The sequence below is a fragment of the Rathayibacter rubneri genome (assembly GCF_023743255.1).
Taxonomy (GTDB): Bacteria; Actinomycetota; Actinomycetes; order Actinomycetales; family Microbacteriaceae; genus Rathayibacter; species Rathayibacter rubneri.
This window is the reverse complement of sequence record NZ_JAMRYM010000046.1, coordinates 1-16029: the sequence shown is the minus strand read 5'-3', so window position 1 is coordinate 16029 and position 16029 is coordinate 1. Positions and strand designations below refer to the sequence as shown.

Sequence of the window (16029 nt, the reverse complement as noted above, 5' to 3'; positions counted from 1 at the left end):
CCGATGAGGCGCCCCTATGCTCCTTCCATGACGGAGCCGGCGAAGAGACCGCACGCCCCGACGCCGAGACGGAGTCCGGCCTCGGACGTCTTCTCGGTCCCGATCCTGCTCCACACGATCGGACTCTCCGGGCTCCTCGTCCTGCCCTTCCTCTTCGTTCTCCTCGCTGCGGCGTCGGATATCCGGCTGCAGGGCGGTGGCTCGCCGACCACCGACCCGGCGGACGAGCTCTTTCGCCTGGCTTTCTCGATCGCCTTCGTCAGCGGCGGGCTGATCCTGATCCTCGGGGCGATCCGGCTCTCGAGGGGAACATCGACAGCGGTCGATGGGATCTGGGCGGGAGCAGCGCTCCTCGTCATCCTCCTCGCGGCCGGAGGATGGGCAGTGCTGGCGATCTGAAGGGGCCTGGCGATCGCGAGGGACGAGCGACACGACACGCAGGAGAACGCCGCGCCGGAGCCGCGCGCGGCATCGCCCGGGCAGTGGCCGAGAGGCGTCCGCCGCGACGTTCGTGGTTCCGCTCCGGGAGCGACGGTTCTGGCCATCGGGCTGGTCGGAGTAGGGACCTCGGCCGCCGCAGCTGGGCCATCGCTGACGACCCCGGAAGGAGCCGTGCTCCCGGCGGGCGTCCCGGTGAACCTCGTGATCCACATCGCTTCCTCGACCCCTGCACGGTCACGCCCGGTCCGGGTCGTCTCCCCACGCGGCGCGGATCCGGTCCAGGGTCCGCAGCGTCGCACCGGTGCGGCGCTGGTCCGGTCCCGGATCTGCGCCGCCGACCAGCTCCACGAAGCGCGCCACCTCCGGGGCGAGCAGATGCGCCGGGGGCGGGATCTCGTGCACCGTCCGCGCGGCGCCGTCGACCGGTCGCACGGTGATCGAGCGGGGGGCGACGACACGGTCGATCTCCAGCGTGGCGTCCTCCCCCTGGATCGTGCTCGACGCGAACGACGTCGTGATCTTCGAGACGCTCACATCGACGACGACGTCGCCGTAGTCGAGGAGCGCGATCCCCGCGCCGTCGACTCCCCCCGCCACGGGCACGCGCAGGCCGGCGACTCCGCGGGGCTCGCCGAACAGCCCGATCACCGTGTTCACGGCGTAGACGCCGAGATCGAGGAGGGCCCCGCCGCCGTCCGGGTCGAAGGCCGAGCTGGACTCGCCGCGCAGCACCGCGGGATACCGGGAGGAGACCTTCTCGAACCGGAACGAGGCGCGACGGAGGCGACCGGCGAGGGGCAGGAGGCGCTCCAGCTCGCGCGTGCCGGGGTCGTAGGCGGATCGAACGGCCTCCATCAGGACGACGCCGGCTCGGTCGGCCTGCGCGACGAGGTCCGCCCACGCGGGCGCGTCCGTCACCCCCGGCTTCTCCACCAGGACGTGCTTGCCCCGCTCGATCGCGAGGCGCACGTGCTCGGCGTGCAGTCGATTCGGGCTCGCCACGTACACGGCGTCGATGTCGTCGAGCGCCAGCGCGCGCTCCAGATCGGTCGGAGCGGGAACCGCACCGACGCTGTCGGCCAGGAGCCTCGACCGGTCCGCGTCGCGGGAGCGCACCGCGTGGACGCGGATCCCGGCGACCGTGTCGACCGCGCGGCAGAACGCGGTCGTGATCGTCCCCGTGCCCACGGTGAGCACTCGGATCATGCGCCGGACCTCCTCGCGATCCCGAGGCCGGCGTCCGGACCCGGCGTCCGTGCGGTGGGACGCGTCACGCGACCTTAAAGGCGTCGATCGGGTCGACGCGAGCTCCCGCGCCGAGACGCGCCCCGGCTCCGGCTCATGCTCGGGGCCCGCGACCGCGCGCGCAGAGCCGCTGCCACACGCCTCGCAGCCGCTCGGTCCAGCGGTCGGTGAAGTCGTTCGAGAGGGCCAGGGCCTCGGCGCCCGGGTCGGCTCCGGCGCTCGTGTTCCGGATGGCGCGCAGCGCGCGCTCCTCCGGGGTGGGCTCGGGGTTCCGCGGCTCCTCGCCCGGATCGGTGGGCGGCTGCGTCGGGACCATGGCGTCCACCCTAGGCTCGCGCGTTCCTGCGAGCCCGGGTGGAACCCCGCCCCGGCCGTGGCGACTCCGAGGAAGTTAGGTTAGGTTAACCTTCGCAACCCCGTACCTCCCCTGCCGAAGGACACCAGTGCCCGCCATCCGCACCCCCCGCCGTCTCATCGCCGTCGCCTCGCTCGGCCTCACCGCCCTGCTGCTCACGGCCTGCTCCGGAGGCGCTGACGCCGGCTCCGACGACTCCGCGTCCTCGGGCGCCTCGGCCGGCTTCCCCGTCACCGTCGAGCACGCCTTCGGCGAGACCACCGTCGAGTCGGCCGACCGCGTCGTCGCCACCAGCTGGACCAACCAGGACGTCGCGCTCGCGCTCGGCGTCACCCCCGTCGGCTTCGCCCGCGCCTCCTACGGCGACGAGGACGGCGACGGACTGCTGGCCTGGACGAAGGAGGCGCTCGACGCGAGCGGCGCCGAGACTCCGGAGCTCTTCGACGAGACCGACGGCGTGCCCTTCGAGGCGATCGCCGACCTCTCGCCCGACGTGATCCTCTCGGCCTACTCCGGCATCTCGCAGGAGGACTACGACACGATGTCGCAGATCGCCCCGACCGTCGCGTACCCGGGTCTGCCCTGGGGCACGACGTGGCAGGACTCGGCGAAGCTCGACGGCGCCGCCCTCGGACTCGCGGACGAGGCCGAGGCGAAGGTCGCCGAGGTCGAGGACGACATCGCCGCGACCGTGGCCGAGCACCCCTCGCTCGAGGGGACGACCTTCACCTACGGCTGGTACGACCCCACCGATGCGAGCTCCTTCACCTACTACACGCCCAACGACGCGCGGGTGAAGTACGTCGAGGACCTCGGCCTCGAGGTCGCGCCCAGCGTCGTCGAGCTCTCGGGCGACTCCGAGGCGTTCAGCGGCACGCTCAGCTCCGAGAACGCCGACCAGCTCGACGCCGACGTGCTCATCGTCTACGGCGACGAGACCACGCTCGCGGCCCTGCAGGCCGACCCGCTGCTCTCGAAGATCCCGGCCGTCGCGCGCGGCTCGGTGTACGTCCTCACCGACGGCTCGTCCCTCGCGATGGCGACCTCCTCGCCCAACCTCCTGAGCATCCCGTGGGGTCTCGACGAGTACACGGCGGGGATCGCGGCGGCCGCCGACAAGGTGTCGTGAGCACCGGCGCCTCCGCTCCTCCCCGGCGCCCCGCCCGCGACGACACTCGCGGGCGGGGCGCCGCTCGGCGCCTGCGCCCCCTCGGGCTCGGCGCCGTCGTCGTCGCGCTCGCCCTGGCCTCGATCGCCTCGCTCGTCTACGGCTCGCGCGAGATCCCGCTCGCCGAGGTCTGGCCCGCGCTGACCTCGCCCGACCCCGCCTCGATCGTCGACGCGGCCGTGCAGAACCGCGTCCCGCGCACCGTGCTGGCCCTGCTGGTCGGCGCCTCCCTCGGGCTCGCCGGGGCGGTCATGCAGGGGATGACGCGCAATCCGCTCGCCGATCCGGGCATCCTGGGGCTGAACGCCGGGGCGTCCCTCGCGGTGGTGCTGGGCATCTCGACCCTCGGAGTGACGACCCTCCCGCAGTTCGTCTGGCTCGCGTTCCTCGGCGCCGCGGCCGCCGGGGCATTCGTCTACGCGGTGGCGTCGCTCGGCCGCGACGGAGCGACTCCGCTCACGCTCGCCCTCGCCGGAGCCGCGACCGCCGCCGCCCTCACCTCCCTGATCAGCGCCGTGCTGCTCACGCAGGACGAGACGCTCAACCGCTTCCGCTTCTGGCAGGTCGGCGGCGTCGGCGGCGCCGAGACGACCGGGATCCTGCAGGTGCTGCCGTTCCTCGCCGTCGGCGCGGTGCTCGCGCTCGGCAGCGCGCGCGGCCTGGACGCCCTGGCGCTGGGCGACGACCTCGCGACCGGGCTCGGCCGGCGTGTGGGCCGCATCCGCCTCGTCGCCGGCATCGCCGCCGTGCTGCTCTGCGGTGCCGCCACCGCCGTCGCGGGGCCCATCGGATTCATCTGCCTCACGGTCCCGCACCTCGCGCGCCGGCTGACCGGGCCCGCGCACGCGTGGCTGCTGCCCGCCTCGGCCCTGCTCGGCGCACTGCTCCTGCTCACCGCCGACGTCGTCGGGCGCGTCGTCGCGCGGCCCAGCGACGTCGAGGTCGGCATCGTCACCGCCCTGATCGGAGCCCCCGTGCTGATCGCGATCGTGCGCCGCTCGAAGGTGCGGGCCCTGTGAGCGCCGCCACGTCGCTCCGCTCGTCCGGTGACGGTTCCGGAGTGGCGCCGGGCATCGGCGCCGGGCGGGCACGCCGCGCGCGGTGCGACGCGCGCGGCTGCGCGATCCTCGCCGCCGTCGCGCTCGTGCTCGTGCTCGTGTCGCTGAGCGTCGGCAACACCTTCTACTCCCCCGTCGAGGTCGTGCGGGTGATCCTCGGCGACACGGTGCCCGGGGCGTCGTTCACCGTCGGCACCCTGCGCCTGCCGCGCACCCTCACCGCCGTGCTGGTCGGCACGGGCTTCGGCATGGGCGGCGTGATCTTCCAGACGCTGCTGCGCAACGCGCTCGCCAGCCCCGACATCATCGGCATCACGTCCGGGGCGAGCGCGGCGGCCGTCGTCGCGATCGCGTTCCTCGGACTGTCCGGGATCGCCGTCTCGGTGATCGCCGTCGTCGCCGGCCTTCTGACCGCGCTCGTCATCGCCGGGCTCGCGGGGCGGGGCGGAGTCGCGGGGGCGCGCCTGATCCTGATCGGCATCGGGGTGGGTGCGATGCTGCAGAGCGTCATCGCGTACGTGCAGACGCGGGCCGACTTCGAGGACGTGCAGGAGTCGCTGCGCTGGCTGACCGGCAGCCTCAACTCGGCGATGTGGGCGGGCGTGCCGCCGCTCGCCCTGGCGATGCTGGTGCTGGTGCCGCTGGCGCTGCTGCTCTCGGGGCGGCTGCAGGTGCTCCAGCTCGACGACGACTCCGCCACCGCGCTCGGCGCCTGGGTCGGGCGCGACCGCACGGCGCTGCTCGCGGTGGCCGTGGGCCTCGTCTCGGTCGCGACCGCCGCCACGGGGCCGATCGCGTTCATCGCGTTCGTGTCGGGTCCGATCGCCCGGCGCATCGTCCCGGAGGCGCGGTCGCTGCTCGTGCCGTCCGCCCTCGTCGGCGTGGTGGTCGTGCTCGCGGCCGACCTCGTCGCCCAATACGTCGCGGGGCTCGCCTTCTCGGGCGCCCGCTTCCCCGTCGGAGTGGTCACCGGTGCGCTCGGCGCGCCGTTCCTGCTCTGGCTCCTCGCCCGACGCACCCGCACCGGAGGCACTCTGTGACCGCATCGACCACCTCCGCGACCCCGGCCGCCTCCGCTCACCGCTCCCTCGCGATCGACTCCGTCACGCTCGCCTACGACGAGCGGGTCGTCGTCGACGGCCTCTCGCTCCAGGTGCCGACGGGTGCGATCAGCGTGATCGTCGGAGCGAACGCCTGCGGCAAGTCGACCCTGCTGCGCGCGATGGCGCGGCTCATCACTCCGCGCACCGGAGCCGTCCTGCTCGACGGGCGGGCGATCCACAAGCTCCCGACCAAGCAGGTCGCGACGCAGGTGGGGCTGCTGCCGCAGACCCCGATCGCGCCCGAGGGCATCGCGGTCTCGGATCTGGTCGCGCGGGGCCGATACCCGCACCGCGGCTGGTTCGGCCGGGGGTCCTCCGCCGACGACGACGCGATCGTCGAGGACGCCCTGCGCGCCACCGGCACCCTCGAGATCGCCGACCGTCCCGTCGACGAGCTCTCGGGCGGCCAGCGCCAGCGCGTCTGGATCGCGATGGCCCTCGCCCAGCGCACCGACGTGCTCCTGCTCGACGAGCCGACCACCTACCTCGACGTCTCGCACCAGATCGAGGTGCTCGACCTGCTCACCGACCTCAACCGCTCGCGCGGCACGACGATCGTGATCGTGCTGCACGACCTGAACCTCGCGGCGCGGTACGCCGACCACCTCTTCGCGGTGCGGGCCGGCGCGCTGTACGCGTCCGGCACGCCGGCCGAGGTCGTGACGTCGGAGGTCGTGCGCGCGGTGTTCGGGATGGAGTCGCGGATCATCGAGGACCCGGTCTCGCGCACACCGCTGGTGCTGCCGATCGGGCGGCACCACGCGGGCTGAGCGGACGGTCGAGTCCTCGAAAGTTGTCGTACTCGAGGTCGAGTACGACAACTTCTGCCGACTCGACGCCAGCGGAGCCCGCTTCGCGTCATCTCAGCACTGCGCGGTCGCGACTCGACGCAGGACAGGGCCTGCGATCGTCGCCCGGACCGACGACGACGCGATCGGCTTCTACCGGCGCCTCGGATTCACGGACGCGCCCTCTCCCGTCGACCCGCGCTGGCCGGACCGTCCGCGCTACCGGTGCACGCTGGCGGCGGCGTCGTGAGGCGGGCGCAGGGCATCGTCGCCGCACTCGCGCTGCTGGGCGGTCTCGCAGCATGCACTTCCGCTCCGGAGCCCGAGCTGGTCGGCGCGTACGGCGATCTGCACGTCGCCCCCGGCGGATCGATGGAGTTCTGCGCGTTCAGCGCAGACCCGGGCCTCGACGGCCTCGACGAGCCGTGCTTCGACGGCATCGAGACGGCCGGCATCGATCCCGCCGCCCTGAAGGAGGCCCTCGGAGGCTTCGTCATCGTCGATCGAGTCGATGACCGGCGCTGGGCGGAGACGGCACCGCAGACTCCCCGGCGAGCGCCCGACGGCACGCTCACAGGGGAGCCTGTCGCCATCCCTGCTGGTCGAGCAGCCCCGAGCGAGGACGCAGGCGCACGCGTGGCTCGAGCCGTGCTGATCATCCGGAGTCGCCGCGGCTGACGAGCCCCGCCGGGGCGTCCAGCACCACCCGCCCGTCGAGCCCCAGCCGCTCCAGGAACGCCTCGTCGTGGCTCACCACGACCAGCCCGCCCCGCCAGGCCGCGAGCACGTCGACGAGGTGGTCGGTCGTCGCCAGGTCGAGGTCGTTGGTCGGCTCGTCGAGCACGAGCAGCTGCGGAGCCGGCCGCGCGAGCACGAGCCCGGCGAGGGCGGCGCGGAACCGCTCCCCTCCCGACAGCGTCGCCGCCGTCCGGTCCACGATCGCGCCGCGGAGGAGCAGGCGGGCGAGCGAGTTGCGCAGCTCGCCGGTCGGCACGGCGGGCGCCGCTCGCGACACGTGCTCGAGCACCGTGCGGTCGTCGTCGAGCAGTCCCTCCCGGCGCTGCGGGAGCCAGCCGACCCGGTCGGTGAGCGGGGCGGCGTGCGTGTCCGCGATCGGATGTGGTCGCGCCTCCGCCCGCACGAGCTGCTCGAGCAGCGTCGTCTTGCCCGTGCCGTTCGCGCCGACCACGGCGATCCGCTCGCTCCCCTGCAGCACCGTGGTGCGGCCCCGCACCGTGATCTCGGCCAGGCGCCGCCCCGCCGGCACCCCCGGATCCGGCAGCTCGATGCGGACCGCGTCGTCGTCGCGGATCGCCCGCGAGGCCGCGTCGACCTGCTCGCGGGCGCGCGCCTCCGCCTCGCCGTGACCGGAGCGGAGGCGCCCGGCGGTGCCCTCGGCCCGGTTCTTCCGCGCGTTCGCGAGGATCTTCGGCATCGACTCCGCCGATCGGGCGCCCGCCCTCGCCCGCCGCGCGATGGTCGTCTCGGCCTCGATCCGCTGCCGCTTCTCGGCGCGCAGCACCTGGTCGGCGTCGCGCAGATCGCGCTCGGCCGCCGCCCGCTCGAGGGCGAGTCGCTCCTCGAACTCCGAGAAGGTGCCTCCGGAGGTGCGCAGCGCCCCGCCCCGCAGCTCGGCGATCTCGTCGACGTGCTCGAGCAGCTCCCGGTCGTGGCTGACCACGATCAGCGTGCCGCGCCACCGGTCGACCAGGTCGAGCAGCAGGCCGCGCGACCGGCGGTCGAGGTCGTTGGTGGGCTCGTCGAGCACGGCGATCGGGCGATTCCGGAGGCGGACCCCGGTCACCGCGGTGAGGACCGCCTGCCCACCCGAGAGGGTCGCGACCGGCCTGCGCAGGTCCATGTCGAGACCGGCCTCGCCGAGCGCGGCGGCCGCCCGGGCGTCGAGATCCCAGTCGTCGCCGAGCACGTCGAAGTGCCGCGGATCGGCGTCGCCGCCGAGGATCGCGTGCAGCGCGTCGAGCCTCCCGCGGATCCCGAGCAGGTCGGCGACGCTGTCGTCGGGCCCGCGCCGGAGCCGCTGCGGCAGGAGGTCGACCGGCCCCGTCGTCGAGACGGTGCCGTGCGTCGGGGCGAGATCGCCGGTGACGAGCCGGACGAGCGTGGACTTGCCGGCGCCGTTGGCCCCGACGAGCCCGGTGCGGCCGCGGCCGAACGCGGCGGCGACCCGGTCGAGGACGACATCGCCGTCGGGCCAGGCGAACGAGCAGTCGGTGAGGACGACGGAGGGTGGGGTGATGGAGGGCACGGTGCTCCCGGTGGTGGTGTGTCGGCGCGCGACGACCACCGGGCTCCCGGCGTGCGGAAGCCTCGCCCTCAGCGGGCGGGCACGGGGGTCGTCAGTGCGAGGTCAGCGTCTGCGTCGTGGACGCAGTACCGGTGCTGATGCGCAAAGGACCGTCTTCCGTGCGGGGAGCCCCCGTGTCCGCGAGCCGTCCGGTCGGCCGGTGTGGTGGCCGCACCGACGTCGCGGCTCGCGACGAGGTACTCCAGCACGGTACGCGCGGGACGCGGAGGGGCGCAAGGGCGGGAGGAGCCTTCCCTCCTCCGCTCGCACCCGGCACGATCGGAGGAGCGATGCGCATCGTGCGCACCGCGGAACGGAGCAGCATGATCGCGATCGATCTCACCGGGAAGACAGCCCTGGTCACCGGGTCCGGGCAGGGCATCGGGCTGGCGATCGCCGTCGGGCTCGCGAGGGCCGGCGCCGAGGTCGTCGTCAACGCCCGATCGCAGGGCTCGATCGACAAGGCCGTCGCGGAGGTGCTGCAGCAGGTACCGGAGGCGTCCGTCCGCGGAGTCGCCGCCGATCTCGCCACCGATGAGGGCAGCGCCGCGCTGCTCGCTGACGTCCCCACCGTCGACGTCCTCGTCAACAACCTCGGGATCTTCGGCAGCGCCGATCCGCTCGCGATCAGCGACGACGAGTGGCGGCGCTACTTCGAGGTCAACGTGCTGACCGGCGTGCGCCTGACCCGCGCCTACCTGCCCGGCATGATCGAGCGGCGCTGGGGTCGCGTGCAGTACATCGGCAGCGACTCCGCCGTCGCGACGCCGGCCGAGATGATCCACTACGGGGTGTCGAAGACGGCGCTTCTCGGGGTGTCCCGGGGGTTCGCGAAGGCGGCGGCGGGCACCGGAGTCACGGTGAACAGCGTGCTCGCGGGCCCGACGCACACGGGCGGGGTCGAGGACTTCGTGCACGAGCTGGTCGACGCGTCGCTGCCGTGGGACGAGGCGCAGCGCGAGTTCATGCGGCTGCACCGGCCGAACTCGCTGCTGCAGCGGCTGATCGAGCCGGAGGAGATCGCCAACATGGTCGTCTACCTCGCGTCGCCCCTGGCCTCGGCGACCACGGGCGCGGCCGTGCGGGTCGACGGCGGGTACATCGACGCGATCGTGCCCTGACGGCCGTCTCGACCCGGGAGCAACGAGGACGGCCGCCTCAGTCCTCGGCAGTGCGCTGACCGTCGCTCGACGAGTGCCTCAGAGCCGCATCGATCACAGAGCCGGGCAGGACCTCTCGCGCGTTCAGGATCTCCACGCCGAGAAGCCGGCCACCCGCATCGAAATCGAGGACGACCTCGCCCAGGCCGCCGGGAGTCACGATCGGATCGAGCTGCTGGACGGCCGCGCCGTCCGCGATCCGGTCCGCGATCATGACGTACGCCGCGTCGGCAGTGGGGTCGTAGGTGATGCGCATCGCGTCATCCTGTCGTGACGATCACGATGTCACCACTCCTGTCGTCCACGAGGGCGCGCGCCTCGCCGCACACACGGCAGGGCACCGCAGCGCGCTCGGGCTCCTCGTCGGCGTCGCCGTTCAGCCGCCTGCCACGCGCGCTCCGAGCCGGGGGCGCGACCGGACCGAGCGCTACCCGCGGTCGCTCCGAGGCTGATCCGGTCCGCTCCCCCGCCCGGCCGGCGCGACCGATCCGCCGGTGCGCCACTCCCCGCCGATGCGCTCCTGCACGAGCGGGGCGGCCGGATCCTCGAGCCGCGCGAGCAGCGCCTCCACACCCCTGCGCCCCAGCTCGTGCGCCGGCGAGACGAGCACGTCGAGCTCGGGGTCGCCGAAGTCGGCCACATCGGGGGTCGAGGCGAGCAGCACGATCGAGACGTCGTCGGGCACGCCCACTCCGCGGTGCCGCAGCTCGTGGGCGAGACCCAGGGCGATGCCTCCGTCGAACACGAGCACCGCCGTCGCGTCGCCGAGCTCCGCGGCGAGCGCGCGTCCGCCGCGAGCCGACTCCTCGGCCTCGAGCAGCACTCCGGAGAGACCCCGCTCCCCTGACACGCGCCGGAACGTCTCACGGGCGCGGGCGTTCGCTCCGAAGCCCTCGACGCGCTCGGGACCGCCGAGCACCAGGGCGACGCGCTCGTGCCCGAGCGACGCCAGGCGCGCGAGCGACTCCTCGACCATGCCCTCGATGTCGATGTCGACCCAGTCGAGAGCGGAGGGGTCGCGCGTGCGGCCGATCAGCGCGAAGGGCGTTCCGGAGGCGCGCAGCACCTCGACGCGGTCGTCGTCGAGGGCCACCTCCATCAGCACGACGCCGTCGACGAGCCCGTCGGCGCGGAGGCCGGCGAGGCGCTCGGACGAGTCGAGCGAGGGCCAGAGCACGATCGAGTAGCCGCGCTCGGCCGCCGCCTCGGCCGCTCCGGCGAAGAAGAGGGTGGCGGTGTTGAGCAGGCGCGGGCGCACCAGCGGGAACACGACCGCGAGGATCATCGAGCGGCGGCGGGCGAGGGCCCGGGCGAGGGCGTGCGGCCGGTAGTCGAGCTCGGCCATCGCGTCGACGACGCGCTGACGTGTCTCGGCGGTCACCGGCTTGGAGTCGTTGACGACGAACGAGACGGTGGCGATCGAGACGCCGGCGCGCTCGGCGACGTCGCGCATGGTCGCCATGGTGCTCCTCCGCTCGTCGCCCCTCGCGGTTGACGAGCGGCGGTGACGTCCATCATCCTGGACACCGCGGTAAAGCGGTTAACCGCTCGCCGTGACCACGTCAGTGCCGACCAGTGAAGGACCCTCCGTGACCACTCCCTCCTCCCCCGTCCGCGTCCTCGTCTGGGGCGAGAACCGCCACGAGCAGATCGAGGAGGAGGTGCGCGCGATCTACCCGGACGGCATGCACACGACCATCGCCGCGGGCATCTCCGAGAACCTCGGCGAGCGCGCGCAGGTGTCGACGACCACGCTCGACGAGCCGGAGCACGGGCTGACCGAGGAGGTCCTCGCCGCCACCGACGTGCTCGTCTGGTGGGGGCACGCCGCGCACGGCGAGGTCGCGGACGAGGTCGTCGAGCGCGTGCACCGGCACGTGCTCTCGGGCATGGGACTGCTGGTGCTCCACTCCGGCCACTGGTCGAAGATCTTCGGGAAGCTCATGGGCACGACCTGCACGCTGCGCTGGCGATCGGAGCAGGACCGCGAGCTGGTCTGGACCGTCGACCCGACGCATCCGATCGCCCAGGGCGTGCCCCACCCGTTCGTGATCCCGCAGCAGGAGATGTACGGGGAGTTCTTCGACGTGCCGGCGCCCGACGAGCTGGTGTTCCTCTCGACGTTCTCGGGCGGCGAGGTGTTCCGCTCGGGCATGACCTGGAAGCGGGGGCACGGCAAGGTGTTCTTCTTCTCGCCGGGCGACCAGGACTACCCCGTGTACCACCACGCCGACGTGCGGCGCGTGATCGCGAACGGAGTGGAGTGGGCGCGCACCCTCCGCCCCGAGCGCACGCTGCCCGTGCTGCAGCGCTACGAGACCGAGGACTTCTACACCGGTCACGACTACCAGGGCGCGCTCGTCCGATGAGCGCTCCCGTGCGCATCGTCCAGGTCGGCGCGGGGGCGATGGGACGCGCGTGGCTGCGTGCGCTCCGCGACTCCGCCGACGTCGAGCTGGTCGGGCTCGTCGACCTCGACACCGCTCTGGCCGAGCGGGCCGCGGCGGAGGAGGGGGTCGCGCCGGTCGCGATCGGCACCTCCGTCGCCGAGGTCGCCGCGCGCTCCGGCGCCGACGCCGTGGTGAACGTGACCGTGCCGCGCGCGCACCTGCCGGTCAGCACCGAGGCGCTGTTCGCCGGTCTGCCGGTGCTCTGCGAGAAGCCGATCGCGCCGACCGTCACCGAGGCGCTCGTACTCGCGGCGACGGCGGAGGCGTCGGGTCGATTGCTGATGACGAGCCAGTCGCGCCGGTACTACGCCGCGATCGCCGCGTTCCGCGCGCAGATCGCCGAGCTCGGGACCCTCGGGACCGCCACCGTCGACTTCGCGAAGGCGCCCCACTTCGGCGGATTCCGCGAGGAGATGCCGCACGTGCTGCTCGTCGACATGGCGATCCACGCGTTCGACGCGGCGCGGTACCTGCTCGACCGCGACCCGGTGTCGGTGTACTGCGAGGAGTACAACCCGGAGTGGAGCTGGTACGCCGACGGCGCCGCGGCGACCGCGGTGTTCGAGTTCGCCGGCGGGCTGCGCTTCACCTACACGGGCAGCTGGTGCGCCGACGGGTTCGAGACGTCGTGGAACGGCAGCTGGCGCGTGAACGGCGCCGGCGGCACGGCCCGCTGGGACGGCGACGGGGCGCCGCAGGTGCAGTCCCGCGACTCCGCCGAGGTGACGACGGCGGCGCTGGAACCGGTGCCGGAGGAGATCCACGGCTCGCTCGCCGAGTTCGTCTCGGCACTGCGCACCGGGAGCACGCCCTCGGGCGAGGTGCACGCGAACGTGCGGAGCCTGGCGATGGTCGAGGCGGCGGTGCGCTCCTCCGAGACGGGCTCGCGGGTGCGGATCGACGACGTGCTGGAGGGCGCGTACGCCGAGGCGCTGGGGCTGGCGCGCGACGAGCGGGTCCGCTCCGCGCTGTCGTCGTGGGGAACGGCCGCCGCGGGGCTGACGCGCCCCCCGCTGGTCGAGTAGCCGCGCAGCGGCGTATCGGGACACGCCACTCTGGACCACGTGGATCTCGATACGCCCGCTCCGCGGGCTACTCGATCAGCAAGGCGAGGAGAGCGCCCTCGCCCTCACAAGTAAGGCTGAGTGGACCGATCCGGCCGCCATCGCCCCGGATTCCCACCCTCAGCCTTAGTTGCGAGGCCCCTCGCTGGTCGAGTAGCCGCGCAGCGGCGTATCGAGACCCACCCTCCCGGAGCACGTGGATCTCGATACGCCCGCTGCGCGGGCTACTCGATCAGCAAGCACCTCCCCCGCCGGGTCCTCGTCCCTCCGCCGGTCGAGCAGCGCGCAGCGGCGTACCAAGACCCACCCGATCAGCGGGAGGCACCGCGCGTTCATGTCGCGGCGACCGCGCGTTCACCCGGGCCGACCAGCGTGGGCGGGTTCCCTTCGAACCCGCTCAGGAGACCCGTGCCCCGTCCTCATGCCCCCCGCCGCGCCGCCGGCGCCGCGATCGTCCTCACCCTCGCGAGCTGCACGCTCGGAGCCGCCCTGCCCGCTGCGGCGAGCGGCGACTCCTTCTTCACCCGCATCGCCACGGTGCCCGCGTACCTCAACGCGGCCGACCCGGCGGTCGACTCCGCCGTCGCCGAGATCTCGAGCGCGTCGCCCGACGGCCGCCTCGTGTACTCGACCGACTCGGCCGGCCAGCGCATCAACGTCCTCGACATCAGCGACCCCGAGACGCCGAAGCCGCTCGGCGGCGTCGGAGTCGGCGGCGAGCCGACCTCGGTCTACGCCACCGGCGAGTACGTGCTCGCGGTCGTCGACACGAGCGACGGCGACTTCGCGAACCCCTCCGGCCACGTGAGCGTGCTGCACGCCTCCGACCTCGCGCCCGTCGCGACGATCGAGCTCGGCGGGCAGCCCGACTCCATCGACGTCACCACTGCCGGCGACACCGCCGTCATCGCGATCGAGAACCAGCGCGACGAGGAGTTCACCCCCGAGGGCGCCGAGGAGGGCGACCTGCCGCAGGCGCCCGCCGGCGAGCTCGTGGTGATGGACCTGGCCGGAGACCCCTCCAGCTGGGTCGCCGAGCACGTCTCCCTCTCCGGGCTCGCGGGCCTCGACACACCCGAGGACCCCGAGCCCGAGTACGTCTCGATCAACCCCGCCGACACGGCCGTCGCCGTGACCCTGCAGGAGAACAACGCGGTCGCGATCGTCGACCTGGCCTCGCGCGAGGTCCTCACCTCCTACTCCGCGGGCACCGTCTCGGTCGACGGCGTCGACACCCTCGACGACGACACGATCTCGCTCACCGGCTCGATCACGGATGCGCCGCGCGAGCCCGACGCCATCGGCTGGGTCGGCGACGCGCACGTCGCGATCGCGAACGAGGGCGACTGGAAGGGCGGCACGCGCGGCTGGTCGATCCTCGACGCGGCCACCGGAGCGGTGCAGTGGGACGCGGGGAACACCTTCGACCACCTCGCCGTGAGCCTCGGTCTCTACCCCGACAAGCGCTCCGACGCGAAGGGCTCCGAGCCCGAGGGCCTGCTCTCGGCGACCTTCGACGGCGTGCCCTACGTCTTCGTCGGCGCCGAGCGCGCGAACTTCGTCGCCGTGTACGACGTCTCGGACCCGACCTCGCCGCGCCTCGTGCAGGCGCTGCCCTCGACGCCCGGTCCGGAGGGGCTCCTCGCCCTGCCGGAGCGCGACCTGCTCGTCGTCTCGAGCGAGACCGACGACGCCGAGGCCGCTCTGCGCGCCACGGTGCAGCTCTACGCGCTCGGCGCCTCCGCCCCGGCGTTCCCCACGCTCGTCTCGGCCGACGTCGACGGATCACCGCTCCCCTGGGGCGCTCTGTCGGGCCTCTCGAGCGACCCGGCCGACGCCGACCGCCTCTACGCCGTGAGCGACAGCGCGTACGCGCCGAGCACGATCCACTCGATCGACACCTCCGTCACCCCCGCGGTGCTGGACGCGACGACGACCGTCACCGAGGGCGGCGAGCCGGCCGCCCTCGACCTCGAGGGCATCGCGGCGCGCGCCGACGGCGGCTTCTGGGCCGTGACCGAGGGCGCGACCGGACCCGAGAACGCCCTGCTGCGCCTCGACGCGTCCGCCGCGGTGCTCGAGCGAATCGCGCTGCCGGCCGAGGTCGCCGATGCGCTCGGCTCGCAGGGCTTCGAGGGCGTGACCATCGAGTCCGGGACGGACGGCGAGATCGTCTGGACCGCGCTGCAGCGCGAGGCCTCGATCGATTCCGACGGAGTGGTGCGCCTGGGCCGCTACGACGTCGCTGCCGGCACCTGGAGCTTCTTCGGCTACCCGCTCGAGACTCCCTCCGGAGTCGAGGGCGACTGGAACGGCCTCTCCGAGATCACGCTGACCCCGGCGGGCACGCTCGCCGTGATCGAGCGCGACAAGCGCAACGGTCCGGATGCCGCCCTCAAGGCCATCTACACGGTCCCGCTGCCCGCGGGTCCGGGCGCCGCGGTCGGCGAGGACCTGCCGATGCTCGAGAAGACGCTCGCCGCCGACGTACTGCCGGCGCTCGAGGCGGGCGACGGCTGGACGCAGGAGAAGCTCGAGGGGCTCGGCACCACGGGCTCGGGCGAGGTCTTCGTGGTCACGGACAACGACGCGGTCGACGACGCCAACGGCGAGACCGTGCTGGCGTCGCTCGGCTCGGCAGAGTCGGTGTTCGGCACGGCGGTCACGCCGGAGCCGACGCCGGTGCCGACGGGCGAGCCGACGGTCGCGCCTACGGCGGAGCCCACGGTCGCGCCGACCGCGGAGCCCACTACGGCCCCCACCACGGCGCCGACCGCGGAGCCCACGGTCGCCCCGACCACGGCCCCGCCGGCTCCGCACACCACCACCCCGGCCGCGGCCGAGAGCCAGCCGCCCTCGACGCCGGTGCTGGCGAGTCCGCCGGTCGGCTTC

The 16029-nt window shown here is 73.6% G+C and carries 15 protein-coding genes; 10 read left to right on the top strand and 5 right to left on the bottom strand.

The window, feature by feature from the left end; all coding sequences use genetic code 11:
• The first annotated feature begins 27 nt into the window (after positions 1-27).
• Positions 28-399, top strand: a complete 372-nt coding sequence (locus NB037_RS11430) for a hypothetical protein (protein WP_251945847.1) — start codon at positions 28-30, stop codon at positions 397-399.
• A 276-nt stretch (positions 400-675) separates the two neighbouring features.
• Here the strand turns inward: NB037_RS11430 and NB037_RS11425 are convergent, their stop codons facing one another.
• Both NB037_RS11425 and NB037_RS11420 read right to left on the bottom strand, forming a co-directional pair.
• Positions 676-1647, bottom strand: a complete 972-nt coding sequence (locus NB037_RS11425; protein ID WP_251945845.1) for a Gfo/Idh/MocA family protein — start codon at positions 1645-1647, stop codon at positions 676-678.
• Positions 1648-1780: 133 nt separating this feature from the next.
• Positions 1781-2002 (bottom strand): hypothetical protein, encoded by a 222-nt coding sequence (locus tag NB037_RS11420; protein WP_251945843.1) that lies wholly within the window; start codon positions 2000-2002, stop codon positions 1781-1783.
• Between the two features lie 127 nt (positions 2003-2129).
• Between NB037_RS11420 and NB037_RS11415 the strand changes: the two genes are divergently transcribed.
• The 5 genes from NB037_RS11415 (at position 2130) to NB037_RS11395 (ending at position 6836) form a co-directional block, all read left to right on the top strand.
• Entirely contained in the window at positions 2130-3170 is a 1041-nt protein-coding gene (locus NB037_RS11415) for an iron-siderophore ABC transporter substrate-binding protein (protein ID WP_251945841.1), read from the top strand.
• The gene (locus tag NB037_RS11410; RefSeq protein WP_251945840.1) at positions 3167-4228 is read left to right on the top strand and encodes a FecCD family ABC transporter permease; all 1062 of its coding nucleotides are present in this window, start codon (positions 3167-3169) and stop codon (positions 4226-4228) included. The genes NB037_RS11415 and NB037_RS11410 overlap by 4 nt, the downstream gene beginning before the upstream one ends.
• Positions 4225-5307: a FecCD family ABC transporter permease gene (locus tag NB037_RS11405; RefSeq protein WP_251945838.1), complete on the top strand. Its 1083-nt coding sequence runs from the start codon at positions 4225-4227 to the stop codon at positions 5305-5307. The genes NB037_RS11410 and NB037_RS11405 overlap by 4 nt, the downstream gene beginning before the upstream one ends.
• A complete protein-coding gene (locus NB037_RS11400) occupies positions 5304-6140 on the top strand; it encodes an ABC transporter ATP-binding protein (protein ID WP_251945836.1) in 837 nt (278 codons plus the stop codon). The genes NB037_RS11405 and NB037_RS11400 overlap by 4 nt, the downstream gene beginning before the upstream one ends.
• A gap of 264 nt (positions 6141-6404) precedes the next feature.
• Positions 6405-6836, top strand: coding sequence for a hypothetical protein (locus NB037_RS11395; RefSeq protein ID WP_251945833.1), 432 nt, complete (start codon positions 6405-6407; stop codon positions 6834-6836).
• On the opposite strand, the gene NB037_RS11390 is transcribed toward NB037_RS11395, so the two are convergent.
• Positions 6814-8424: an ATP-binding cassette domain-containing protein gene (locus NB037_RS11390; protein ID WP_251945830.1), complete on the bottom strand. Its 1611-nt coding sequence runs from the start codon at positions 8422-8424 to the stop codon at positions 6814-6816. The two genes, NB037_RS11395 and NB037_RS11390, sit on opposite strands and share 23 nt — an antisense overlap.
• 365 nt (positions 8425-8789) lie before the next feature.
• Here NB037_RS11390 and NB037_RS11385 point away from each other — a divergent pair, with 365 nt between their 5' ends.
• Complete coding sequence (locus NB037_RS11385) at positions 8790-9584, top strand: SDR family NAD(P)-dependent oxidoreductase (RefSeq protein WP_251945876.1); 795 nt, start codon at positions 8790-8792, stop codon at positions 9582-9584.
• A 37-nt stretch (positions 9585-9621) separates the two neighbouring features.
• Here the strand turns inward: NB037_RS11385 and NB037_RS11380 are convergent, their stop codons facing one another.
• Complete coding sequence (locus NB037_RS11380) at positions 9622-9879, bottom strand: DUF2283 domain-containing protein (protein WP_251945828.1); 258 nt, start codon at positions 9877-9879, stop codon at positions 9622-9624.
• A 171-nt stretch (positions 9880-10050) separates the two neighbouring features.
• On the bottom strand, positions 10051-11085 hold the full coding sequence (locus NB037_RS11375) for a LacI family DNA-binding transcriptional regulator (RefSeq protein ID WP_251945826.1): 1035 nt from the start codon (positions 11083-11085) through the stop codon (positions 10051-10053).
• A gap of 127 nt (positions 11086-11212) precedes the next feature.
• On the opposite strand from NB037_RS11375, the gene NB037_RS11370 reads away from it, so the two are divergent.
• The 3 genes from NB037_RS11370 to NB037_RS11360 form a co-directional block, all read left to right on the top strand.
• Positions 11213-11992, top strand: coding sequence for a ThuA domain-containing protein (locus tag NB037_RS11370; protein WP_251945823.1), 780 nt, complete (start codon positions 11213-11215; stop codon positions 11990-11992).
• 8 nt (positions 11993-12000) lie between these two features.
• Positions 12001-13098 (top strand): Gfo/Idh/MocA family protein, encoded by a 1098-nt coding sequence (locus NB037_RS11365; RefSeq protein WP_251945821.1) that lies wholly within the window; start codon positions 12001-12003, stop codon positions 13096-13098.
• A 447-nt stretch (positions 13099-13545) separates the two neighbouring features.
• Positions 13546-16029 (top strand): esterase-like activity of phytase family protein (locus tag NB037_RS11360; RefSeq protein WP_251945818.1); only part of this gene is annotated, 2484 nt, incomplete at its 3' end.

Excerpts from the sequence above, each read along its gene's own strand:
- NB037_RS11430 (WP_251945847.1), top strand. The coding sequence starts at position 28 with ATGACGGAGCCGGCGAAGAGACCGCACGCCCCGACGCCGAGACGGAGT.
- NB037_RS11425 (WP_251945845.1), bottom strand. The coding sequence starts at position 1,647 with ATGATCCGAGTGCTCACCGTGGGCACGGGGACGATCACGACCGCGTTC.
- NB037_RS11420 (WP_251945843.1), bottom strand. The coding sequence starts at position 2,002 with ATGGTCCCGACGCAGCCGCCCACCGATCCGGGCGAGGAGCCGCGGAAC.
- NB037_RS11380 (WP_251945828.1), bottom strand. The coding sequence starts at position 9,879 with ATGCGCATCACCTACGACCCCACTGCCGACGCGGCGTACGTCATGATC.
- NB037_RS11375 (WP_251945826.1), bottom strand. The coding sequence starts at position 11,085 with ATGGCGACCATGCGCGACGTCGCCGAGCGCGCCGGCGTCTCGATCGCC.